This is a genomic window from Xylanibacter rarus, assembly GCF_001275135.1.
Taxonomy (GTDB): domain Bacteria; phylum Bacteroidota; class Bacteroidia; order Bacteroidales; family Bacteroidaceae; genus Prevotella; species Prevotella rara.
Map to the genome: position 1 here is coordinate 18,291 of NZ_LFQU01000004.1, position 23,620 is coordinate 41,910.

The 23,620-nt window shown below is 53.5% G+C and carries 16 protein-coding genes and 1 pseudogene; 6 read left to right on the forward strand and 11 right to left on the reverse strand.

All coding sequences use genetic code 11. The features are described 5' to 3' along the window. Positions 1 to 92: 92 nt before the first annotated feature. On the forward strand, positions 93 to 2,588 hold the full coding sequence (locus ACU52_RS03515; protein WP_053397782.1) for a TonB-dependent receptor: 2,496 nt from the start codon (positions 93 to 95) through the stop codon (positions 2,586 to 2,588). Between the two features lie 196 nt (positions 2,589 to 2,784). Here the strand turns inward: ACU52_RS03515 and ACU52_RS03520 are convergent, their stop codons facing one another. From ACU52_RS03520 to ACU52_RS03530, 3 genes are all read right to left on the reverse strand, one after another. Further along, the gene (locus ACU52_RS03520) at positions 2,785 to 3,153 is read right to left on the reverse strand and encodes a YbaN family protein (protein WP_053397848.1); all 369 of its coding nucleotides are present in this window, start codon (positions 3,151 to 3,153) and stop codon (positions 2,785 to 2,787) included. 271 nt (positions 3,154 to 3,424) lie between these two features. Continuing rightward, positions 3,425 to 5,491, reverse strand: a complete 2,067-nt coding sequence (gene metG, locus ACU52_RS03525) for a methionine--tRNA ligase (protein WP_394330566.1) — start codon at positions 5,489 to 5,491, stop codon at positions 3,425 to 3,427. 143 nt (positions 5,492 to 5,634) lie between these two features. Then, positions 5,635 to 6,837 (reverse strand): clostripain-related cysteine peptidase, encoded by a 1,203-nt coding sequence (locus ACU52_RS03530; RefSeq protein WP_053397784.1) that lies wholly within the window; start codon positions 6,835 to 6,837, stop codon positions 5,635 to 5,637. 483 nt (positions 6,838 to 7,320) lie between these two features. Between ACU52_RS03530 and pnp the strand changes: the two genes are divergently transcribed. Together pnp and ACU52_RS03540 are read left to right on the forward strand one after the other, a co-directional pair. Continuing rightward, positions 7,321 to 9,642, forward strand: a complete 2,322-nt coding sequence (gene pnp / locus ACU52_RS03535; protein ID WP_021856004.1) for a polyribonucleotide nucleotidyltransferase — start codon at positions 7,321 to 7,323, stop codon at positions 9,640 to 9,642. Positions 9,643 to 10,097: 455 nt separating this feature from the next. Further along, positions 10,098 to 10,742: a DKNYY domain-containing protein gene (locus ACU52_RS03540; protein WP_053397785.1), complete on the forward strand. Its 645-nt coding sequence runs from the start codon at positions 10,098 to 10,100 to the stop codon at positions 10,740 to 10,742. Positions 10,743 to 11,181: 439 nt separating this feature from the next. Here ACU52_RS03540 and ACU52_RS03545 read toward each other — a convergent pair whose 3' ends face one another. The 8 genes and pseudogenes from ACU52_RS03545 to ACU52_RS03580 all read right to left on the reverse strand — a co-directional run bounded on the left by ACU52_RS03545 (position 11,182) and on the right by ACU52_RS03580 (position 20,452). Next, positions 11,182 to 11,649 (reverse strand): hypothetical protein, encoded by a 468-nt coding sequence (locus ACU52_RS03545; RefSeq protein ID WP_053397786.1) that lies wholly within the window; start codon positions 11,647 to 11,649, stop codon positions 11,182 to 11,184. Further along, entirely contained in the window at positions 11,639 to 12,151 is a 513-nt protein-coding gene (locus tag ACU52_RS03550) for an RNA polymerase sigma factor (RefSeq protein ID WP_021856007.1), read from the reverse strand. The genes ACU52_RS03545 and ACU52_RS03550 overlap by 11 nt, the downstream gene beginning before the upstream one ends. 278 nt (positions 12,152 to 12,429) lie before the next feature. Then, entirely contained in the window at positions 12,430 to 13,203 is a 774-nt protein-coding gene (gene argB / locus ACU52_RS03555; RefSeq protein WP_053397849.1) for an acetylglutamate kinase, read from the reverse strand. A gap of 108 nt (positions 13,204 to 13,311) precedes the next feature. Next, positions 13,312 to 15,203, reverse strand: a pseudogene (gene speA / locus ACU52_RS03560) (biosynthetic arginine decarboxylase). Positions 15,204 to 15,217: 14 nt separating this feature from the next. Then, on the reverse strand, positions 15,218 to 15,745 hold the full coding sequence (locus ACU52_RS03565) for a shikimate kinase (protein ID WP_021856010.1): 528 nt from the start codon (positions 15,743 to 15,745) through the stop codon (positions 15,218 to 15,220). A gap of 5 nt (positions 15,746 to 15,750) precedes the next feature. Beyond that, positions 15,751 to 18,057 (reverse strand): type I DNA topoisomerase, encoded by a 2,307-nt coding sequence (gene topA / locus ACU52_RS03570; RefSeq protein ID WP_053397787.1) that lies wholly within the window; start codon positions 18,055 to 18,057, stop codon positions 15,751 to 15,753. A gap of 367 nt (positions 18,058 to 18,424) precedes the next feature. Beyond that, on the reverse strand, positions 18,425 to 18,955 hold the full coding sequence (locus ACU52_RS03575) for an NUDIX hydrolase (RefSeq protein ID WP_021856013.1): 531 nt from the start codon (positions 18,953 to 18,955) through the stop codon (positions 18,425 to 18,427). Between the two features lie 66 nt (positions 18,956 to 19,021). Further along, complete coding sequence (locus ACU52_RS03580) at positions 19,022 to 20,452, reverse strand: sialate O-acetylesterase (RefSeq protein ID WP_053397788.1); 1,431 nt, start codon at positions 20,450 to 20,452, stop codon at positions 19,022 to 19,024. Positions 20,453 to 20,583: 131 nt separating this feature from the next. On the opposite strand from ACU52_RS03580, the gene ACU52_RS03585 reads away from it, so the two are divergent. The 3 genes from ACU52_RS03585 (at position 20,584) to ACU52_RS03595 (ending at position 23,511) form a co-directional block, all read left to right on the forward strand. Next, on the forward strand, positions 20,584 to 21,408 hold the full coding sequence (locus ACU52_RS03585) for an alpha/beta hydrolase (protein ID WP_053397789.1): 825 nt from the start codon (positions 20,584 to 20,586) through the stop codon (positions 21,406 to 21,408). A 309-nt stretch (positions 21,409 to 21,717) separates the two neighbouring features. Beyond that, entirely contained in the window at positions 21,718 to 22,692 is a 975-nt protein-coding gene (locus ACU52_RS03590) for a hypothetical protein (protein WP_147630752.1), read from the forward strand. A gap of 441 nt (positions 22,693 to 23,133) precedes the next feature. Then, complete coding sequence (locus ACU52_RS03595; RefSeq protein ID WP_021856017.1) at positions 23,134 to 23,511, forward strand: desulfoferrodoxin; 378 nt, start codon at positions 23,134 to 23,136, stop codon at positions 23,509 to 23,511. Positions 23,512 to 23,620: the final 109 nt, after the last annotated feature.

Here is a 23,620-nt window from a genome sequence, read left to right on the forward strand (position 1 = left end):
GTTAGTCAGTTTATGACGTAAAACCAAATAAAATGTGAAAAATCATATTAACAATTAAACTTTTCACGCTTAGAAACATCACAATAGGTGTTATGAAGAAACTTATTATTTTTAGTCTGTTAGTATTATACGCCGCCATATGCCATGCGCAAGGCAGCGTAAGGGGAAAGGTTGAGGATACACAGACGGGAGAGGCTATGCCCTTCGTCAACGTTGCTGTGTATAACCGTGCAACATCAAAATTCGTAAAAGGTGCCATCTCAGACGAGAAAGGCCTGTTCTACATCGACAAGCTGCCCTATGGCAACTACACCGTGAAGCTTACCTACATAGGCTACACCACGGTTGAAAAAGCGTTCAGCGTAGTTGAGAACAAAAGGCACATGAACTTTAAGAAGATCTACATGAACGACGACAGCCAGACGCTCGAAGAGGTTACGGTGACGGCACAGAGGCCTACAATGAGGCTCGAGGTTGACCGTAAGTCGTTCGACGTTTCGCAGGACATCACCAATGCCGGAGGCGACGCCACAGACGTGCTGGAGAACATCCCGTCGGTAGAGGTAGACACAGACGGCAACATATCGCTGCGCGGCAACACCAGCGTGGAGGTGTGGATCAACGGAAAGGCAAGCGGACTGACAAGCGACAACCGCGCCGAAATCCTTCAGCAGCTGCCTTCTGAAAGCATCGAGAGAATAGAGGTGATAGACAACCCGTCGGCAAAATTCAGCGCCGAGGGAAGCGCCGGCATCATTAACATCATACTGAAGAAGAACCGCCAGGCAGGATACTACGGCTCTGTGCAGGCCGGAGGAAGCACGCGCGGAAGCGCCAACGTGAACGGCAACATCAACTTCAACATCGGACGCTTTGAGGGATACGCAAGCCTGGGCTACCGCCACCGCAGCAACGACGGCGGCTCGATGAGCTATCAGGAGTATCTCAACACAAACGAATATCAGTCGTACACGGCCGACAATGACCGCATGGGCAACAATATGTTCGCACGCGCCGGACTAACCTTCCGCGCAACCGACAAGGACGAGTTCACACTGAGCGGAATGACAATGGTCGGCGGACACAAGAACGGAGGCACAACGCCGTATCACTATGGTACGATAGGCGCACCGCAGGACAGCTACATCATGCTGCGCCGCTCGTCGGGAAGCTCTGACATGAACATGTACTACGGCGAATTCAACTACCGCCACAACTTTACCGACAAGCATTATCTCGACTTCACCGTCGACTTCAACAGATGGAAGATGGACCAGAGCAACATCTACCAGGACAGCACCACGTATATCGACGAGCCGCTGCCCACAGAATACGACTACCAGAACCGCCCGATGCTGATGAACAACAGGTCGTGGGAGGTAAAACTCGACTACGAGAACCCCATAACCGACAAGATTATGCTTCAGGCAGGATACCAAGGCAACTTCAGCCGCGAGAACTCTCCGCAGGAGTCTTTTATCGACGACACGTCATGGGACGGCGTAAACCAGGTGGAAGACGAGGCTTACTATAACCGCTTTATCTACAACATGGACCTGCACGCGCTCTATGCAACGGCAACGATGAAGTTCGGCAAGTTCGGCGTAATGGCCGGTCTGCGCGGCGAATACTGGCGCGTGAACACCGAAAGCTACACCTACGAGCAGGAGCACGACCCATCGAAACGCGACAATCCGTTCAAGAAAGACTACTTCGAACTGTTCCCGAGCGTGTTCCTCTCTTATCAGCTCGACGAGACACAGCAGCTGCAGCTCAACTATACACGCCGCCTGCGCCGTCCGTGGGGAGGCCAGCTCAACAGCTTCAAGAACACACGCGACGCATCGATGATATCGTTCGGTAACCCCGAACTTACCCCGGAGTTCAGCAACTCGTTCTCGCTCAACTACCTGAAGACATGGGACGCTCACTCAATGCTTGTCAGTGCATACTATCGTCCCACAAGCGACGTCATACAGCAGATAAAATATCAGAGCAGCACGGACAACATGATGTATCAGACCTACATGAACGTGTCTAACAGCCTGAGCACCGGTCTCGAACTGGTATTGAAGAACAGAATATGCCGCATACTCGACCTCACCACCACGGCAAACGCCTACTACTACAAGCTCGACGGCTTTACATACGACGTGGACGGCCAGACCGTTACAGGCGAGAGCAACAACAACTTTACATGGAACGCACGCATGCAGGCTTCGCTGATGCTGCCCTGGGACATATCTCTGCAGCTGTCAGGACGCTACCGCGCACGCCAGGTGATCACACAGGGATACCGCAAGGCCAACTTCAGCATGGACCTGGGTCTGCGCAAGACATTCCTCGACAAGAAGCTGACGCTCGCCATCAACTGCCGCGACCTGCTCAACTCGCGCAAGTTTGAGAACTACACAAGCTCAGACACCTTCACACGCTATCAGAAAAACTGGAGAAGCGGACGCACCGTGAACCTCTCGCTGACATGGAACTTCGGTAATATGAAGGCAAAGGCACCTAAGAAGAAGGTCAACAACAGCGCCAACGAAGGCTCTGAGAACATGAACGGAATGGAGAACGGATACGAATAGACCAGACCAATAAATAGTTTAAGTTATTTATAACGCAACACATCGCAGTGCGACCGGCCGTCAGAATCTATCACGGATAGAACCGACGCCGGTCGCATTTTATATATTTACGCCGATAAAGAAACAACGGAAACAATGGCTCAGCACCTACATAATAAGACTGAAGGCAACAAGTAAGGCAACTGAAGGAATGCCCTCAGTCAGCATTACGCCGCGTCTTGAACGACAAGATATAGCAACTCACGCCCAGGGCAACGGCAAGCATGGCGGCACGCAGCCACCAGGAGTCGAATATCAGCACCACACAATGAAGCGACGTGAGCCACAGCAGCGACAAAGCCACTATCTTGGCGCGCAGCGGTATGCTGCGGTCCTCGCGGAAACTGCGTATGTACGGACCGAGATATCTGTGCCCGAGAAGCCATCTGTAGGCACGCGGCGAACTGCGAAAGAACATCGCCGCCGCAAGCAGAAGAAAGGGCGTGGTGGGCAGCAGGGGCAGAAATATGCCTGCAACTCCCAGCACCAGCGACACAGAACCTATCAACATGAAAACATATTTCATGCCGCAAAGATAATAACACGGCACGAAATAACGGCACAACGGCGGCATAATAAGTTATGTCAGGGCATGTATTGACGCCTGAGAGGCATGACTGGCGGCCTCCGGCGGCGGCATTCATAAAAATAAAAGACGCATGCACCAGCATCATGGAGCATGCGTCTTTATATTATCCGGTTATATTTTATATGCTATAACGTTGTCTTCCGTAAGGCAATGTCAGCCCTGCCGCAGCGTGCCCTATGGCCGCCCGCACGGCGTTATGCCCAATGCATCAGCACACCTGGCTGCCCGGCTTAACGTCGGCAGAGGTTGTAATGACGCTCAGAGAGCCGTCGAAGTCCTCAGCAGAGAGTATCATGCCCTGGCTCTCGATGCCCTTCAGCTTGCGCGGAGCAAGGTTGGCGATGAAGCAGACACGCTTGCCCACGAGATCTTCGGGCTTGTAGAACTTGGCAATGCCGCTGACGATGGTGCGGTCCTGACCGCTTCCGTCGTCGATAGTGAACTTGAGCAGCTTGTCGGCTTTCTTCACTTTCTCGCATGCCTTGATGAAACCTACGCGGATGTCGAGCTTCTCAAAGTCCTCGAAAGGTATGTTGGGCTTAATCTCCTTGGCCTTGTAGTTGGCAGCCTCGTTGGCCTTCTTGGTCTCCTCGAGCTTCTTGAGCTGGAACTCTATGACGTCGTCCTCAATCTTCTCGAAGAGCAGTTCGGGCTCAGCAAGCTGATGTCCGGCCTCGAGCAGGTCGGTAGAGCCAAGCTGATTCCAGTCGAACTGCTCGATGTTTATCATCTTGCGGAGCTTTGCGCTGCTGAAAGGCAGGAACGGCTCGAAGGCTATTGCCAGGTTGGCAACGAGCTGGAGAGATATGTTGAGGATAGTCTCCACGCGCTTCATGTCGGTCTTTGCAACCTTCCAAGGCTCGCAGTCGGCTATGTACTTGTTGCCGATGCGTGCAAGGTTCATGGCCTCCTTGAGGGCATCGCGGAACTTGAAGTTGTCGAGCAGATGCTCAACGTTGGCCTTGACGTCCTTAAACTCCTCGATGGTCTGCTTGTCGATGTCCTGCAGTTCGCCGCAGGCAGGCACTACGCCGTTCCAGTATTTCTTGGTGAGCTGCAGCGCACGGTTTACGAAGTTGCCGTAGATGCCCACCAGTTCGCTGTTGTTGCGCTCCTGGAAGTCTTTCCATGTGAAGTTGTTGTCCTTTGTCTCAGGCGCATTGGCTGTCAGCACATAGCGCAGCACGTCCTGCTTGCCGGGCAGCTCCTCGAGGTATTCGTGAAGCCATACGGCCCAGTTGCGTGATGTTGATATCTTGTCGTTCTCAAGGTTGAGGAACTCGTTTGCAGGTACGTTGTCGGGCAGGATGTAGCCTCCGTGAGCCTTAAGCATTGTGGGGAACACGATGCAGTGGAACACGATGTTGTCCTTACCGATGAAGTGAACGAGGCGTGTCTCGGGGTCTTTCCACCACTTCTCCCAGTCCTCGGGCATGAGTTCCTGGGTGTTTGAGATGTAGCCTATCGGGGCGTCGAACCATACGTAGAGCACCTTGCCCTCTGCTCCGTCGACGGGGACGGGTATTCCCCAGTCGAGGTCGCGGGTCATGGCGCGCGGCTGCAGGTCGAGGTCGAGCCATGACTTGCACTGTCCGTAGACGTTGGGGCGCCACTCCTTGTGTCCCTCGAGTATCCACTGCTTGAGCCAGTCCTGATACTCATTGAGCGGCAGATACCAGTTTTTGGTCTCCTTCAGCACGGGCTGCGAGCCGCTGATGGCGCTCTTGGGATTGATGAGTTCTGTAGGGTCGAGGTCTGATCCGCACTTCTCACACTGGTCGCCATAGGCCTTCGGGTTATGGCAGTGAGGACATTCGCCCGTTATGTAGCGGTCGGCGAGGAACTGATGTGCCTCCTCGTCGTAATACTGCATTGAGGTTTTCTCGATGAGCTTGCCTTCTTCGTAGAGCTTCTTGAAGAAGTCTGACGCAACCTTTGAGTGTGTGTCAGAGGTTGTGCGGCTGTAGATGTCGAACGAGATGCCGAGGTCGGCAAAGCTCTTCTTTATCATTGCGTGATAGCGGTCTACAACCTGCTGCGGCGTTATGCCTTCTTTTTTTGCGCGGATGGTGATGGGCACTCCGTGCTCGTCGCTTCCGCAGATGAATCTAACGTCTTGTTTCTTAAGTCTGAGATAGCGCACATAGATGTCTGCCGGCACATAAACTCCGGCCAGGTGGCCGATGTGCACTCCGCCGTTGGCGTAAGGCAGGGCGGCGGTTACGGTGGTGCGCTTGAAATGTTTATCTTCCATATAGTGTAAATAATACTTTATTTCCTTTTGAACGGCAAAGTTAATATAAATCGGGCGGACTACAAAACGAAAACGCTTTTTTCGTGGAATGTAGCCCCTCGAAGGCCTTGCGCAACTGTTTCGGCGCGGCTCATGGCTGCCGTCGGCGGCAGGCACGGGCGGTGTCAGTGGGTGGCCTTATACCAGTTGGTGTCAACCACGTCGGCGGCAAGCGAGTGGGTGCTCGGCTCCGAGGTAGTGATGCCCGAATAGGTGTTTATGTCGACGGCTCCCCTGTATGACGAATAATACTGCTCTGTGTGCACGGCATAGGGCACGGCGCGAGCCAGGCGGGCCTTGAACTCGGCGAGCAAAGCCTCGTCGGGACAAAGATGCTCAACATAGTCGCCGAAGTCGAAGAACAGCACGGGCGTGTATCCGTCCATGCGCTGCAGGCTGTAGAGCTGCAGACTGTCGAACTCGTAGCGGCTGTTTATCAGTTTCATGATCTCTGCCAGGGCGTCGAGCTGGCTGCAGTCGGTTATGCCGAGCGTGCCGTAGGGATAGTCGTAGTTGGAATAAAATTCATAGAATCCGTCGGCTATGGCCTTATAGTCAGGCTCTCCGAGCAGGCTTGCGCCTATCTCGGCATAGGGCATTCCGTAGGCCATTATCTCCGTAGGGCAGGCTATGATGTGGCCGGTTACGTGGCGAAGGTCGTAAGCCACCTCGACCGACGACATGTAGCAGTCGTCAAAGAGTATGAACTCCATCTTAAGTCCGGCGTCGGATATGGCGTCGGCCAGCGTTGATATGTCTGTCTGGTCGTCGCTCGTAACGCCGCCGAAGTAGCGCGTCATGGCGTAGCCCTTGTCGGCGCTGTAATGCGGCACGAAGGCAGGCGCCTGCCCCTTGGCCTTGTATTTGCTCTCAACGGGCAGCCATCCCATGCCGTGGCAGCCTATGGTCATGGCGTAGACGTCGGCCGGGGCAAAGGTCTTCATGTCGCTTAGTATGCCCGATATGCCGGCAGCCGTGGTGAGCGAGGGGTTGTCGTAGGTCTTCAGCTCGGTGCGGGTGCATTTTCCGCCGTTGCAGGTTATCTCGAACATCTCGGCCTCTGATGAGCTTGTTGATATGAACACTATCACGCGCTCGTTGTCGAGTCCGGTCTTGGCGATGGCCTCTTCCATGGCAAGGATATTGTCGTAGAAGTAGTCGGTCAGGTTGGTCGACCACGGGAAATACATGAACAGCGTGCGCTGCTCGGGCTTAACCTCCGGCGCGTCTTCGTCGTCGTGGCACGACGACAAGCCCGTCAGGGCCAATGCCACAAGCATCATAAGCATAACTCGGCGAATAAACTGCAAGGCTGAATATTGTTTCATATCTCGATGTTTTTGGGGTTAAATAAACGGGCTCGCCGCCGGTCATCCTGCCGCAAGCAGGCAGCAGCGGCCGCAACGGTTGCAAAACTAATAAAAAAATTTGATTATCAGGACTTTAACCTCCATTTTTTTAGTTTATCCCCACCTCAGCTCCCGTGCCTGCCGGCAAGCCGCCGCAAGGCAATGGCAGGCCGCCTGTAAGACGGCAAGGCACAGGCGGCATAACACACTGACAATCAACGCGTTGCAAAAGGGCATCTTTCAGGCTGCAAAAGATGGTCTTTCAGCGTGCAAAAGGTGCCCTTTCGGAGGCTAAAAGGCCACCTTTTGGAAAACGCCCTGCAAGCAGGCATAAGTCAAAACATCACACATAATCATAAAAAAAGAAAATAATTCGGTTTTTATTCGTTTATTTATGCACTTTTACCTACCTTTGTTGAGATTTTTTTGAAGATGTTATAAAACAAGAAGTTTTTTTATTAGATGAACGTAATTACGAAAACAGTTTCACTGCCTGATGGCAGAACCATCAGCATTGAAACCGGGAAAGTGGCAAAGCAGGCCGACGGCTCTTGTATGCTCCGTATGGGCAACACCGTCCTTCTGGCCACTGTTTGTGCCGCAAAAGATGCAGTTCCCGGAACAGATTTTATGCCTTTGCAGGTTGAGTACAGAGAACAGTATGCCGCAGCCGGACGCTTCCCGGGCGGATTCACCAAGCGCGAAGGCAAAGCAACCGATAACGAAATCCTTACATGCCGTTTGGTAGACCGTGCGTTGCGCCCCCTCTTCCCGTCAGACTTCCATGCAGAGGTTTACGTTAATGTAATTCTTTTCTCTGCCGACGGTGTCGACCAGCCCGACGCACTGGCAGGCTTCGCAGCCTCATGTGCCCTGGCATGCTCAGATATTCCGTTTGAATGTCCTATCTCTGAAGTGCGCGTAGCACGCATCAACGGCGAATACGTTATTGATCCGACATTCGAGCAGATGAAAAACGCCGACATGGACATCATGGTTGGTGCCTCTAAGGAGAACATCATGATGGTTGAAGGCGAGATGAACGAGGTTTCAGAGCAAGACCTGCTCGGAGCCCTCAAGGCCGCTCAGGAGGCTATACGCCCCATGTGCGTTCTGCAGGAGGAGCTCATGAAGGAACTCGGCACCGACGTGAAGCGCGAATACTGCCACGAGGTGAACGACGAGGAGCTGCGCGAACAGCTCAGAAAAGAGACCTACGACAAGTGCTACGCCATAGCTGAAGCCGGCGACCACGACAAGAAGGCACGCGAAGAGGCCTTCGACAAGATCAAGACCGACTTTGCAGAGGCTTATGCCGCAGCACACACCGAGCTGACAGAAGACGAGCTCGAGGAGAAGAACGCTCTCATCGACCGCTACTACCACGACGTTGAGCGCGACGCAATGCGCCGCTGCATCCTCGACGAGGGCAAGCGTCTCGACGGCCGTACAACCGAGGAGATACGCCCGATATGGTGCGAGGTGAGCCCGCTGCCCATGCCTCACGGAAGCTCTATCTTCACACGTGGCGAGACTCAGAGCCTCACTACATGTACTCTCGGAACAAAACTCGACGAGAAGATGGTTGACGACGTGCTCAACAAGAGCTACCAGCGCTTCCTTCTCCACTATAACTTCCCGCCGTTCTGTACGGGCGAGGCTAAGGCTCAGAGAGGCGTAGGACGCCGCGAGATAGGCCACGGCCACCTGGCATGGCGTGCGCTCAAGGGCCAGATTCCTGAGGAATTCCCCTACACAGTACGTCTCGTGTCACAGATTCTTGAGAGCAACGGCTCTTCTTCAATGGCTACAGTATGCGCAGGCACACTGGCACTGATGGACGCCGGCGTTCCGATGAAGAAGCCCGTGAGCGGTATCGCAATGGGTCTTATCAAGAACCCGGGCGAAGACAAGTATGCCGTGCTGAGCGACATCCTCGGCGATGAAGACCACCTGGGCGACATGGACTTCAAGACAACCGGTACGAAAGACGGTCTGACAGCAACACAGATGGATATCAAGTGCGACGGACTGAGCTTCGAGATTCTCGAAAAGGCTCTTATGCAGGCTAAGCGCGGACGCGAATACATCCTCGGCAAGCTGACCGACACTATAGCAGAACCGCGCGCCGAACTGAAGCCGCAGGTACCGCGCATAGAGGCATTCGACATTCCGAAGGAGTTCATCGGAGCCGTAATAGGCCCGGGCGGAAAGATCATACAGCAGATACAGGAAGAGTCTGGAGCCGTTATCACCATCGACGAAATCGACGGAAAGGGCAAAGTGCAGGTAAGTGCGCCTAACAAGGAGAGCATCACTGCTGCCATCTCTAAGATAAAGGCCATCGTGGCAATACCCGAAGTAGGCGAGGTTTACGACGGAACAATACGCTCTGTAATGCCTTACGGATGCTTCGTTGAAATCATGCCGGGCAAGGACGGACTGCTGCACATCTCTGAAATAGACTGGAAGCGCCTCGAGACTGTTGAGGAAGCCGGACTGAAAGAGGGCGACAAGATCACCGTCAAGCTGATGGACATCGACCAGAAGACAGGCAAGTATAAGCTTTCTCACCGCGTGCTGATACCGAAACCCGAAGGATATGTTGAGCGCGAGCGCCGCCCGAGACCCGAGCGCCGTCAGAGACCGGAGCGCGGAGAGCGCCAGAACAACCGCGAACAGCGCCGTTTTGAGCACCGCAGCAACAACAACGACTTCCACGATCCTTTGGCACCGAGAGAGCCCAAAGACTTCAACGACAGTCTTGACCACAACAACGACTAATTGAGATTATCTCATTAAGACTATAATTAATGGCGGCAACTTTCACATTGCCGCCATTTTTATTATCATCTGCATAGGCTGACAAAAGCTCGGAGGCATGGCCGAAACGCGCTGCACGGCGGCATAAACCGCCGCATAAAGGCCTAATAAGCACGCACCGGCAATGTATGACAGACGCGCCGGCAGGCAGCAAGCACAAACCGGGCGTTAGAGATTTTCACATTCAGGCAGCAAGCAAGCTATTGTTCTTATGATCAGCCGCATGGCATACGGTCTGGTATTTTCTATAAAAGCAGCTATTATCAGGCAAGAAGAAAGCATGTATTTCTAACGGCGGTTTAGGTTAAATAAGCAGCAAAGGCTGCATGAAAGCATAAAATACATTAACGAGATAAACCTTCATCGCTAAATACGTCTATATAAATAAAACGGGAAATCATTTAAAGCTTAACATTATGAAGATACTTACAGCAACCCTGACACTCATCCTTACATTGGCCGCAGGCTCTGTTTCGTTCGCTCAGTGCCCGCAATCCAACTGCTGCGGTACACATCACTGCAACGCCTGCGACAACGGCTCACACGCAAAAAGAAGGCATCATAACAGCAACAACGACTATCTTGTAAGCAACTTCAAGGTGTATTACCGCGGTCAGGTGGTTGAAGGTGCCACGGCATCAAGCTTCAGCGTCATCGGCGAAGGCTACGCCAAAGACAACTTCAGGGTGTTCTACAAGGGACAAAAGATAGACGGCGCAACGGCGTCAAGCTTCACTCTGCTCGGCTGCGGATATGCCAAAGACAGCTTCAAGGTGTTCTACAAGGGGAAGAAAATGGACGGAGCAACGGCGTCGAGCTTCACTCTGCTCGGCGAAGGATATACAAAAGACAGCTTCAGAGTGTTCTACAAGGGACAGAAAATCGACGATGCCACGGCGTCGAGCTTCACCCTGCTTGGCCGCGGATATGCCAAAGACAGCTTCAGAGTGTTCTACAAAGGGAAGAAAATTGACGGGGCTACGGCGTCAAGTTTCGTCGTTCTCGGCAACGGATACGCCAAAGACAACTTCAGTACGTATTATAAGGGAAATAAGATATAGCCTTGCTAAAAGGGCATCAATACAACGACGCGCGGCCGGAAAGAGACCAAACAGCAAAGGCCGGCCGCAAAGTCAGCAACGAAACGTTTATTTCTCGCAAACCGCTCATTATCATTCTACATGATTGCCACTCTACATTAAGCCTCTCGCCGCATGCTTTTCAGCATTTATAACAGACGGCGTCAAGATAAAGACAGACGGCAGGGCGACAACAGATGACTGTCAGACGGACGAAGACATCTGTCTGATTGCAGTATTGAAAGATATACAATGTAATGACAGATTTTGGTAAAAACAACTGGAGCCGTTATCTCTTGTCAGATAACGGCTCCTTTTCTTTACGTTAGTATGTTATGAAAAATTTGAGAGAATTGAAACTTCACAGTTTCGTTTTTTGTTTTACTAAACATGATTTATTGAGAAAGCATCGAAATATGTCTTACTTTAAGATGGTGGTTGCGGCCGAAGCCTGCTTCATCGAGTCGGTCTTTGCCGAGTCGCTCATAGCCACCGAAGGACCGTTGTGAGTCTTCTGGAAGCCTGCCACAGCCGGTTCGGGCTGTCCGCCTTCGTTGAACATCACCTGAGCCACGTTGCCCAATGCAAGGACTATAGCCACCGATGCGGCTGCCTTGAGCAGCGGCATGAAGCGCTGCCTGAGGCTTATCGTAACGGCCTTCACGGGTTCCGGCTCGTCGACCATAGCCAGCATCTTGGCGTCGAAGTCGCTTCCGAGCACGTCGGTCTCCTTCTCCTCGTGCTCATAGCAGAACAAGTCTCTGTACTGGCGAAGGCTCTCCGGCACGTCTTTCTGTCTGAAGAACGTGCGCAGGATGTGCTCCTCCTCGAGGCTTGTCTCGCACTTCCAGTAGCGTTCCAATAGCTGTTCTATGTATTTATAGTCCATATCCTTCATATTCTTTATATTTTTGTTTAACCGCCTGGCGGGCTCTGAAGATGTTAACCTTCACTTGTTCCTCGCTCAGACCGAGAACAGTAGCAATCTCTTTATAGCTTTTTCCTTCGAAGTCGCGCAGCTGCATGCAGCTTCTTTGCTTCTCGGGCAGGCTGTCAACGATGCGTTTCACCAGTTCGACGCGGTCTTTCTGTATCATCCTTTCATAAGGATCAGAGGCCGTATCGGCCGAGCCTATCTCCTCATCGCCTATCGGCTGGCTGTCGTTTCCGGCCCTTTTCATTCTGTCGAGCGACAAGTTGCGGCATATCGTAAGGCTGAAAGCCTCTATCGAGTCAACGTTCTGCAAGCTGTCGCGCCTGTTCCAGACCTTCATCAGCGTGTCCTGTACGATGTCTTCAGCCTCCTCTTTGTTGAGCGTTATGCGCAAGGCGAGGCGGTAGAGCACGTTCTTCAACGGCAAAACATCGTTACGGAAACTGATATTTTTCATCTGCTCTCTATTTAAATGACGATTCAACAGACCGAAAGTTACAAACTGATGCGGTCTTTTTTCTATTTTAACGTTTATTTGCTATTAAGAGACTGCAGTCTCTGCCGGGCGGTATGTGCCCGCAAACTGCCTTGTGGTGCGCAATGCCCTGCTGCCGGTGCTGTTGCAGGGCGCATTCAGACATAATTCAATGTCTCGCAAATCATAGCATGACTTTATGCTAAGTGTTGCTCTGTTTCTCTCAAAATCTTCTTTATCAGCAGTGCTGACTGCATGCCCTACTCCGTTATCATCGTGCCGTGACGGCCGTCGATGGCGGTGGCAAGGGTGATGTTGACGCGCGAAACTCCGGCACTTATGGCTTCAAAGGCATTCTCGAGCTTGGGCAGCATGCCCCCTACCACGGTGCCGTCGGCCACGTAACGCTCAAAGTCGGCACGGGTTATAAGCGGTATCACGCTGTCTTCGTCGTCGGGATTGCTGAGCACTCCCTTCTTCTCGAAGCTGAAGATGAGCGTTACGTCGTAATGTTCTGCCAGCGCCTTTGCCGTCTCTGCGGCTATGGTGTCGGCATTAGTGTTTAGTATGTTGCCGTTGCCGTCGTGCGTCAGGGGCGCCATCACGGGCGTTATTCCTGCCTCTATGAGCGTGCGGAGCTTATGTCCGTCCACACGGTCAACATCGCCTACAAAGCCATAATCGACGTCCTTAACGGGGCGCTTGTGAGAGCGTATCACGTCGATGTCGGCACCTGTAAGTCCGATGGCGTCAACGCCGTTGGCCTGAAGGCGCGCAACAAGGTTCTTGTTGACCAGTCCGCCGTAGACCATCGTAACCACTTCGAGCATGTCGCGGTCGGTTATGCGGCGACCGTTCACCATCTTGCTCTCTATGCCGAGGCGTGAGGCAACGGCCGTGGCGCGGCGACCGCCGCCGTGAACGAGCACCTTGCGGCCCTCAATGGCGCTGAAGTCGCTGAGCAGACGGCTAAGGCGAGCCTCGTCTTCAACAACGGCTCCGCCTACCTTCACTACTGTTATCTTCTCTTTCATCATATTATCTTACAGCAATGGCGCATCCTACTGCACGGCATGTGAGCGTCTGCGCCTGTAATAAAAACAAGAGCCGACACTATGGCATCGGCTCTCTGCTCTGTTATTTTATTCGAGGTAAGTGTATCCGTAGAGTCCTGAGCGATAGTTAGACAGGAACTCCTTGCCCTCCTCGAGCGAAATCTTGCCTTGCTTGACGCTCTTTGTAACCCATACTTCAAGCTGCCTTACCAGTTTCTTCGGGTTGTACTGAACGTAGTTGAGCACCTCCTCAACGGTCTCGCCGTCGAATATCTGGTCGATGTGATAGCGTCCGTCCTTCACCGTTATGTGTGCGGCGTTGGTGTCACCGAACAGGTTGTGCATGTCGCCGAGTATCTCCTGATAAGCTCCAACGAGGAACACGCCGAGATAATAAGGCTCGTTCTTGCGCAGGGTGTGTACCGGAAGAATGTGCGAGATGTTGCGGTTGGTGACGAAGTTGGTTATCTTTCCGTCGCTGTCGCAAGTGATGTCCTGCAGCGTTGCGCTGCGTGTTGGACGCTCATTGAGCCTCTGCAGCGGCACGATCGGGAACAGCTGGTCGACAGCCCAGGCGTCGGGCAGCGACTGGAAGAGCGAGAAGTTGCAGAAGTACTTGTCGGCAAGTATCTTGTCGAGGTTCTTCAGTTCCTCGGGCGTATGCTTCAGGCTCTTTGCCAGAGAGTTGATTTCGCGGCACACGCTCCAGTACATACGCTCTATCTCGGCGCGTGTCTGAAGGTCTACTATGCCGTGACTGAACAGGTCGAGCGCCTCGTCGCGTATCTGCTCGGCGTCGTGCCAGTCTTCGAGCATGGTGCGCGGGTTAAGGTTGTCCCATATATCATATAGGTCCTTTACGAGCGGATGAGATGCCTCGCCCGGCTCAAACTCGTCGTCCATCTCCGGCAATGAAGCCGTCTCGAGCACGTCGATGACGAGCACTGAGTGGTGAGCCGACAGCGAGCGGCCGCTCTCTGTTATGATGTTAGGATGCTGAATGCCGTTGCGGTTGGCAGCCTCAACGAATGTGTAGATACAGTCGTTGACATATTCCTGTATAGAGTAGTTGACACTGCTCTCGCTGTTGGGCGAGCGTGTGCCGTCGTAGTCGACGCCAAGTCCGCCTCCGCAGTCAACGAAGTCAACGTTATAGCCCATCTTGTGCAGCTGTATATAGAACTGCGAGGCCTCTCTAAGGGCTGTCTGTATGCGGCGTATCTTTGTTATCTGGCTGCCGATGTGGAAGTGGATAAGGCGCAGACAGTCTTTCATCTCCTCTTTTCGAGAATCTCGAGGGCCTTGAGCAGCTCAGAGCTTGTCAGTCCGAACTTGCTTGCGTCGCCGCCGCTCTCCTCCCACTTGCCGCTTCCTGACGAAGCAAGCTTGATGCGTATGCCGAGGTTAGGCCTTACGTTGAGCTTCTTGGCGGCCTTGGCTATAATCTCAAGTTCGTTGAGCTTCTCGACCACGATGAATATGCGCTTGCCCATCTTCTGTGCCAGCAGAGCCAGCTCTATGTAGCTCTGGTCCTTGTATCCGTTGCAGATTATGAGCGAGTCGCTCTGACACTGCACGGCTATGACAGCGTGGAGCTCGGGCTTGCTGCCTGCCTCGAGTCCGAGGTTGAACTTCCGTCCGTGGCTGATAATCTCCTCAACGACCGGCTGCATCTGGTTAACCTTGATGGGATATATAATGAAGTTTTCTCCTGTAAACCCGTATTCGTCTGAAGCTTTTTTAAAGCAGCTCCATGTCTTCTCGATTCTGTTGTCGAGAATGTCGGGAAAACGCAGCAGCACTGGCGGTGTGATGTCGCGCAGCGAGAGTTCGTCCATGACGTCGTGAAGGTCAATCTGTGTGTCGTCCTTGCACGGAGTGACATACACGTCGCCTTTTTCGTTAATACCAAAATAGGATGTTCCCCAACCGCTCATGTTATAGAGCTCGTTAGAGTCTTCAATGGTCCATTTTTTCATCAGGGCTGTAAAATTTAAATATTAAGCAATGTCCGCAGATTAGTTACGGATGTTTGTATTTTATCATAACTGTCAAGCACCTCGACGTTGAACACGTGTCGGGCCTGTGTATAGTACTGTTCGCGGGCGGCAAGCTGGCAGGTGATGAAGTCGCGCAGCTCTTCGGGAGTCTTGCCCTTAAGGAGCGGGCGCTCCGTCTTGCCCATCTTGAGGTGTGCGCTGAGCACTTCGGGAGAGGCTTTCAGATAGACTGTGTCGCCCTGCGCGTTCATATACTGCATGTTGTCGTAGAAACAGGGCGTGCCTCCGCCGCAGCTTATCACTACGTCCTCAAACTCGGCCACCTCATGGAGCATGTTGCGCTCTATCGTCCTGAAGCCTTCCTCGCCGCGCTCGGCAAATATCTGCGCCACCGTCTTGTGCATGCGGCCCTCGATATACCAGTCGAGGTCGTAGAACTGCAGGCCGAGGTCTTTGGCCAGCACCTTGCCCAGGGTGGTCTTGCCGGCACCCATATATCCAATGATAAGGATTCTTGTCATCGGCGTTATTTCTTCTTTGATGTGTTTATGATTTCCATACATTCCTCGAGCGACAGCTCTGCGGCCTTGTCATGAAGGTTCTTCGGCAGGCGGTAGTTCTTGCCGTCGTAGGCCAGATAAGGGCCGTAGCGGCCGTTCATCACCTCGAGCTTGGGCTCTTCTTCAAAGGCCTTGATGTGGCGCTGCGTCTCCTGCTGGCGCTTGCTCTCTATGAGCTGTATGGCCGTGGCGAGCGTAACGGTCAGCGGATTCTCGTTCTTGGGCAGCGAAACATACTTCTTGGCGTGCATGACGTAGGGGCCGAAGCGGCCTGCGCCTATAATGACGGGCGAGCCTTCGAACTCGCCTAGCGTGCGCGGCAGCTTGAACAGCTCGAGCGCCTCTTCGAGAGTTATGGTCTCGATGCTCTTGTCCGACGGCATCTGTGCGAAGCGCGGCTTCTCCTCGTCCTCTGCCTTGCCTATCTGAACGACGGGACCGAAGCGGCCAATCTTAACGAACACGGGCTTGCCGCTTGCGGGGTCGATGCCCAGCTCGCGCTCTCCGGCCTTGTGCTCCTCGCGCGTGTTCATGGTCTGCTCTACTGTAGGCTCGAAGTCTTTGTAGAAGTTCTTTATCATGGATGTCCACTGCGACTTGCCCTCGGCAATGGTGTCGAACTGCTGTTCCACCTTGGCCGTGAAGTTGTAGTCCATGATTGTCGGGAAGTATTTCAGCAGGAAGTCGTTCACCACCATGCCGATGTCTGTGGGCAGCAGCTTGCCTTTCTCGTTGCCCACGGTCTCCGTCTTGGTCTTCTCGCTCACCACGTTGCCGTGGAGCACGTCTACGATATACTGTCTCTCCTCTCCTTTCTTGTCGCCCTTCTGCACATACTCTCTCTGCTGTATGGTGCTTATGGTCGGGGCGTATGTTGACGGGCGGCCTATGCCCAGCTCCTCGAGCTTGTGCACGAGGCTTGCCTCGGTGTATCTCAGTGGTCCCTGGCTGAAGCGCTGTGTGGCCGTAACCTCGCGGCGCTGCAGCGTCTGTCCCTCGGTCATCGGGGGCAGTATGTGTGATGTCTCCTCCTGATTGTCGTCATCGTCGAACGACTCGCGGTAAACCTTCAGGAATCCGTCGAACTTGACTACCTCGCCGTTTGCCACAAACTGCTCTTCCGTTCCGTCGATGCTTATCGTCACGGTGGTCTTCTCTATCTGCGCGTCGGCCATCTGGCATGCTGCCGTGCGCTTCCATATCAGTTCGTAGAGGCGCTTCTCCTGCTGCGTGCCGTCTATCTCGGTGTTCTCCATGTATGTGGGGCGTATGGCCTCGTGTGCCTCCTGCGCGCCTTTAGAGTGGGTGTGATACTGGCGCGGCTTGCTGTAGTCCTCGCCCCAGAGCTTTATTATCTCCTCCTTGCTCGAGTTGATGCAGAGCGACGACAGGTTGACAGAGTCGGTACGCATGTAGGTTATGCGTCCGTTCTCATACAGATGCTGCGCCACCATCATGGTCTGCGACACGGTGAAGCCCAGCTTGCGGGCTGCCTCCTGCTGCAGGGTTGACGTGGTGAACGGGGGCGCCGGTGTGCGCTTCAGCGGCTTCTTGGTTATCGCACTGACGGTGAATCCGGCTGTCTTGCACTTCTCTAAGAATGCCATCACCTCGTCGTGCGTGCTGAAGCGCTTGTCGAGCTCGGCCTTCAGCTCCGACATAGAGCCGTCGGGTGCCTCAACGCCGAATATGGCGCTCACGCGGAAATAAGGCTCGCTCTTGAACGCCTGTATCTCGCGCTCGCGCTCAACGATGAGTCTTACGGCAACGCTCTGCACGCGTCCTGCCGACAGGGCCGGCTTGACCTTGCGCCAGAGCACGGGCGAAAGCTTGAAGCCCACAAGGCGGTCGAGCACGCGGCGCGCCTGCTGCGCGTTGACAAGGTTCATGTCAAGGTGGCGCGGATGCTTTATGGCCTCGAGTATGGCGGGCTTTGTTATCTCGTGGAACACGATGCGGTTGGTCTTCTCCTCGTCAAGTCCGAGCACCTCGCAGAGGTGCCATGATATGGCTTCTCCCTCGCGGTCCTCATCGGATGCGAGCCACACCTTCTCAGAGTTCTGCGCGTTGTTCTTCAGCTCGGTTACGAGTTTCTTCTTCTCCTCAGGTATTTCATAGTCGGGCTGAAGAGTGTCTATATCTATGCTGAGTTGCTTTTTCTTCAAATCGCGTATATGTCCGTAGCTTGACATAACTTTGTAGTCCTTGCCCAAAAACTTTTCTATCGTTTTGGCCTTTGCCGGACTCTCGACAATTACAAGATTTTTCTGCATCACGGTTTATATTTTCAATTAGGGCGCAAATGTAAGCAAAACTTTTTCATACACCTTATATAATAGGCTATTTTTCTGTTTTTTTAGTTTTTTGCATAACTTTTAAGTATTTTACACGTATCAATATGTAAAACCGCCCGGCATAGCGGCTGCGGGCATCTCAGGCATGAAATATGTTTACATATATGCGCACGAAGGCAGGGCCCCGGCAGCACGCTTTGCAAAAGACGGCAAAACGCACTGCAAAAGGTGGCCTTTCGCCTTGTAAAAGACGGTCTTTTGGAAGCTAAAAAGCCGCCTTTTGCAACACACTGAAACTCAATATGTTGCAAAGGGCGGCTGCCGTATCCCGACGTCAGTGCTGCCGTCAGCGTCTGTTTCCGTCAATGTTGAGATACTCATAAAGGCCCTGGCGCACTGAGCGCAGGCCGAACAGCTCTGTGTGGATGTCCTCGGGGGCTATCCACATACACTCGGCGGCGTCGTCCATGGCCTTGAGCTGCGACGCGTCTTCCACCTTGCAGGCAAAGAACATGTCGAGCGTCTGTATGTCGAGCCCCGAATAGCGGTATACGTTCGGCAGGCTGAACAGATAGCGTGCCTCGGTAACGGTGAGCCCGGTTTCCTCCTTCACCTCGCGCATGATGCTCTCCTCGGCCGTCTCAAGCACGTCGGCAAATCCGCCGGGCAGGTCGAGCGTGCCCTTGGCAGGCTCGTTGTTGCGCTTCTCTACCAGCAGCTCGCCCTTGTCGTTGGTGATGAATGCCACCACGGCGGCCGCCGGATTCATGAAATACTCAAAGCCGCAGTTGCTGCACTTCTTGCTCTTCTGCGTGTCTTTCTCGAAATGGGAGCTGCCGCAAACGGGGCAATACTCAAACTTTTCCAATAGATTCATATCTCTGCGTTTTACATTAAAAAAGCTCCACGGCCGCGCAGGGCCGTGAAGCTTGATATAGTCTTTTTACCAATTGTCAGTGCGGAAAGGCAGCAGGGGCAGCCCGCCCATGTTGGCCACGTTGCCCAGCTGGAAGTTCTTGAAGCAGTAGCGCACGGCCACGGGAGCCTTAACCTCAGGACAGGTCACTACTATGCCCCTGGCGTTGTCGTAGCTCGCCTTGGCTGGATGGAACACCTTGTCGGCGCCGGCCACCTCAAATCCCTGCATGTCGTCAAGACGGCTTACGCCTCCGTAGTCGTTCTTCAGCCTTATGCAGCATGTGTCGCCCTCTATCTTAAGCTCCTTAAACTCAGGGCTCTCGCACAATATCGTCTCCTGTCCGTAGGTCTTGTTCAGCGCGAGGAAAGCCAGGCGCTCGCCCACCTTCTGCTTCTGTGCGGGATGAATCTGGCGCGCCTCCCACGGATACACGCAGTCGTTGGTGCACACAAGGCCGCTGTTGGGTATTATGTCGTGCGCCCTTACCTGCTGCTCGCGCAGCTTTGCGCCCCAGTCGCCGTCAACGTTTCCGTAGTCGTAAGGTGCTATCTGAACAAAGTAGAACGGTATCTCGCCGCAGCCGAAGGCGTCGCGCCACTGCCTTACCAGCAGCGCAAGGCGGTCTGAATACTGGTTGCCCGGGTCGCCGACGTTAGAGCATCCCTGATAGAAGAGAATGCCTTTCACGGTGTACTTCAGTATCGGACTGAACGTGCCGTTGCCCCACATCAGGGCGCGGTGATAGTCGGCAGGATACTTCTTCACTATGGCCTGCGAGTCAACAGGCTCGTCGGTATACTTCTTCAGGTTCTCCTTTGTCAGCCAGCTCTCCACCTTCGAGCCGCCCTTGTTGGCCATGATAAGGCCCACGGGCACGTTGAGCATGCGGCTCACCTTGCGTGCGAAGAAGTAGCCCGTGGCACTTGCGTCGCCCACCGTTGCAGGGCTGCACACCTTCCACTCGCAGTTGGCGTCGCTGAGCGGCGTCATGCTCATCACGCTCGGTATCTTCACGAAGCGCACCAGCGATGAGTTGACCGCATCGGCCACCACGTCGTTATATCCCTCCACGGGGCAGTTTTCAAATCCCTTTATGGGCATCTCCATGTTGCTCTGTCCGGCACATACCCACACTTCGCCTGCAAGCAGGTTGCTGAGGGCCACCTCGCCGTCGCCGTCGTCAAGCCTTACGGTGAGCGGCTTGTTGTCAGCCTTGGGCGTCTTCACCGTCAGCTGCCATTCGCCCTTGCGGTCGGCCTTTGCCGAATAGGCATCGCCGCTCCACGACACGCTGACCTTCACCGTAGAATTAGGCTTGGCACTGCCCCACAGGCGCACGTCGGCATCCTGCTGGATCACCATGTTGTCGCCCAGGACATGAGGCAGCCTGACCTTTGCCTGCATGCCTGCGTGCATCAGGAACAGGGCTGAAATCATTAAAAATAGTTTACGCATAATCTGTCTGTTTTATATTTTGTTATAATAATCAAACAGACTGCAATATTACAAAAAAAATCAGTATATTTGCAAAAACGCCTTGAATAAATTAACAAAAAACAAGGCATTAACAATCATTCCTTACAACAATGACACTGAAAAAACTATTATTTGCGGCAGCGATGCTGGCATTGAGCCTCAACATGAGCGCACAACAGAGTTATGAAATAAACCTTTGGCCCAACGGTCCGGCCGTGAAGAGCAGCGACGCGGGCGACACGGCAAAGGTCAAGGTGTTTCTTCCTGAAAAGAAATCGGCCACGGGACGCGCCGTGGTGATATGTCCCGGAGGCGGCTACCAGCATCTGGCCATGAACCATGAGGGCTACGACTGGGCACCGTTCTTCAACAACATGGGCATAGCTGCCATCGTGCTGAAATACAGAATGCCGCACGGCGAGAAGGATGTGCCCATATCTGACGCCGAGGAGGCTATCAGACTGGTGCGCCGCAACGCCGCCAACTGGAACATAAATCCCGACGACGTGGGCATAATGGGCTCATCGGCAGGCGGCCATCTGGCATCTACCGTTGCCACGCATGCAGCCAAGGACGCGCGCCCCGACTTCCAGATACTGTTCTATCCGGTGATAACCATGATGCCCGACATTACCCACAAGGGCTCGCACGACAACCTGCTGGGCAGCAACGCAAGGAAAAAGGACGAGAACAGCTACAGCAACGACCTGCACGTGTCGCGCATGACGCCGCGCGCATTCATAGCCCTGAGCGACGACGACCGCGTGGTGTTGCCGGCCAACGGAGTGAACTACTACATTGAGCTCTACCGCCACGACGTGCCGGCCACGCTCCATGTATATCCATCGGGCGGCCACGGATGGGGCAACCGCGACAGCTTCAAGTATCACAACGAGATGCAGCTCGAGCTGAAGGCATGGCTCAGGAGCTTCTGACAACCGACAGACACAGCGGCCCGGCGAGCCGGCAGGCATGAGCGGGGGCGCAAGACATAACGGAGCCGGCGGACAGCAGCACGACAACAGACCGTGCACAGGCTGTCCGCCGGCTCTTTTGCGTCATATATGCGGCATCAGCATGCCCCGGCGGCAGCGCTCCTGAAGCGCCTGCGGGATGCGGAATGAGGGGCAAGACGGCGGATATTTTGTTAAAACGAAACATTTTTTCGCTTTTTTATGTCAGATAAGCTACAATCTAAACAGAAAAACATTATATTTGCAGATGTTACTTTCAACACAATGCTTATGAAAAACCTGAATATCTTTACGATGCTTTTGCTGGCATTCGCAATGTCGGCCCTGACCGCATGCAGCGACGATGAAGACTTCAACATACCCATACCGCAGCAGATGACGGCGGAATATGTAACCGCTACTCTCAACGGAAAGGGATGGACGCACGTTGAGTCGCACGAGATAAAGAGCAACGGAACGTTCGAGAAAGAAGAATACTGGAGCGGTCTGGTGGGCGCAAGTCCTTCGGATTACTCGTTCAGCGGCGACAGCGTAACCACCTACTCGTACATCGACGCCTACCCTATAAGCGGATACCGCAAGAGGAGCTACACCTACGACGAAGGCTCCAACAGCCTCATGGCCGACGGAAAAGAGATGTTCAAGATAATCTCGCTCAACGAGAACGAGATGAAACTGATAAAATACCAGGCCATCGACGGCAACGGAAAGAAGATTTATGTCTACTCGACATACAGGGCAATGAGCAGCACCGAACTTGCAGAATGCATAAAGGACCATCCCTACGACCTCGACTCGCTCAACGACAAGTACCCCACTCTGCCTGAACAGATGAGGATAACGAGCGAATATTTCAGCCGCTACGCCGTGGGAAGAGGATGGAAATGCACCGAGGCGCACAGGATGGAGATGGCCGGAAGATACGACGTAGCCAACATATACAGCGACAACGGGCAAGACATGGCATACAGCTGCTTCATCGCCACCGACACCATAACATGGATGACGCAGCAGGGCGAGGCTGCGGCAACGGCCAGCGAGAGCATCAGATACACGTACAGGGCCAACAGTTTCCAGCTTGCCGCCGATGCCGACAGGGGCTTCAGGATAATCACTCTCAACGACCACGAAATGAGAATAATCAGAAGACTGCAGGGAAACAACGGCGAAGGGCCCACGGAACTCTACTGCATCTACCGCAGGATGACGCCCGAAGAGCTCAAGCTGTATATGGCAGAGACATAAGGCAGAAGACGCTCCGGCGGCAACCGGAACAGCCACGACGGGCAAGCCGCCGACAAGCCTGATATTCAACGACTTACGAAAGGCCATCTTTTAGCTTCTAAAAGGTGGCCTTTTAGCGTGCAATATGTGGTCTTTCAGAAGGCGAAAGGCCACCTTTCGGAAAACGGCTGCACGCAGGCCATATCCCCACAGCATGAAAGGCGGCAGAATACAGGTTGTTTTCGGGCATACGAAAACAGGCATGACAGCATGCAGAATGAGGCACGGGTATAGTTAAAATAAGAATTAATAAGTGTTTTAACCATAAAAAACGCCGGTAAAACAAAAATATGGCGAAAAAAGAAACGGATTCTCAGATATTTTTAGTTACTTTGTATCAGATACAGAAACTATCCGTATCTTACGAACAAGAGTTTTAAACAACTAAAAAAGAGTATTATCATGACAAAGTTGAAAGAAGTTTACCGCTGTGCCGTATGCGGCAACATAGTAGAAGTTATGCACGAGGCAGGAGGCACACTGTCGTGCTGCGGACAGCCCATGGAGCTGCTTACAGAGAACACCGTTGACGCTGCTACAGAGAAGCACGTACCCGTTGTAGAGCCTATCGAGGGCGGCTACAGAGTTAAAGTGGGCGAAGTTGAGCACCCGATGCTCGAAAACCACTACATCGAGTGGATCGAACTGGTTGAATGCGACAAGGTTCAGCGCAAGCACCTCAAGCCGGGCGAGAAGCCGGAGGCTGTGTTCTACACCGACTGCAAGAACGTGTACGCACGCGAATACTGCAACCTGCACGGACATTGGAGATCTAAATAATCACAATATCATGCTCACACGGAGGCCCGACACTCGCTGTCGGGCCTCTTTTCGTTGTTACCCCAACTTTGCAACCGGGTTGCATCGCATATCGGCTACCTTTGCATCA

Bases quoted from the DNA above. Each gene is read 5' to 3' on its own strand.
- ACU52_RS03515 (WP_053397782.1), top strand. From the start codon at position 93: ATGAAGAAACTTATTATTTTTAGTCTGTTAGTATTATACGCCGCCATA.
- ACU52_RS03520 (WP_053397848.1), bottom strand. From the start codon at position 3,153: ATGAAATATGTTTTCATGTTGATAGGTTCTGTGTCGCTGGTGCTGGGA.
- ACU52_RS03530 (WP_053397784.1), bottom strand. From the start codon at position 6,837: ATGAAACAATATTCAGCCTTGCAGTTTATTCGCCGAGTTATGCTTATG.
- pnp (WP_021856004.1), top strand. From the start codon at position 7,321: ATGAACGTAATTACGAAAACAGTTTCACTGCCTGATGGCAGAACCATC.
- ACU52_RS03540 (WP_053397785.1), top strand. From the start codon at position 10,098: ATGAAGATACTTACAGCAACCCTGACACTCATCCTTACATTGGCCGCA.
- ACU52_RS03545 (WP_053397786.1), bottom strand. From the start codon at position 11,649: ATGGACTATAAATACATAGAACAGCTATTGGAACGCTACTGGAAGTGC.
- ACU52_RS03550 (WP_021856007.1), bottom strand. From the start codon at position 12,151: ATGAAAAATATCAGTTTCCGTAACGATGTTTTGCCGTTGAAGAACGTG.
- argB (WP_053397849.1), bottom strand. From the start codon at position 13,203: ATGAAAGAGAAGATAACAGTAGTGAAGGTAGGCGGAGCCGTTGTTGAA.
- ACU52_RS03565 (WP_021856010.1), bottom strand. From the start codon at position 15,745: ATGACAAGAATCCTTATCATTGGATATATGGGTGCCGGCAAGACCACC.
- topA (WP_053397787.1), bottom strand. From the start codon at position 18,057: ATGCAGAAAAATCTTGTAATTGTCGAGAGTCCGGCAAAGGCCAAAACG.
- ACU52_RS03575 (WP_021856013.1), bottom strand. From the start codon at position 18,955: ATGAATCTATTGGAAAAGTTTGAGTATTGCCCCGTTTGCGGCAGCTCC.
- ACU52_RS03580 (WP_053397788.1), bottom strand. From the start codon at position 20,452: ATGCGTAAACTATTTTTAATGATTTCAGCCCTGTTCCTGATGCACGCA.
- ACU52_RS03585 (WP_053397789.1), top strand. From the start codon at position 20,584: ATGACACTGAAAAAACTATTATTTGCGGCAGCGATGCTGGCATTGAGC.
- ACU52_RS03590 (WP_147630752.1), top strand. From the start codon at position 21,718: ATGAAAAACCTGAATATCTTTACGATGCTTTTGCTGGCATTCGCAATG.
- ACU52_RS03595 (WP_021856017.1), top strand. From the start codon at position 23,134: ATGACAAAGTTGAAAGAAGTTTACCGCTGTGCCGTATGCGGCAACATA.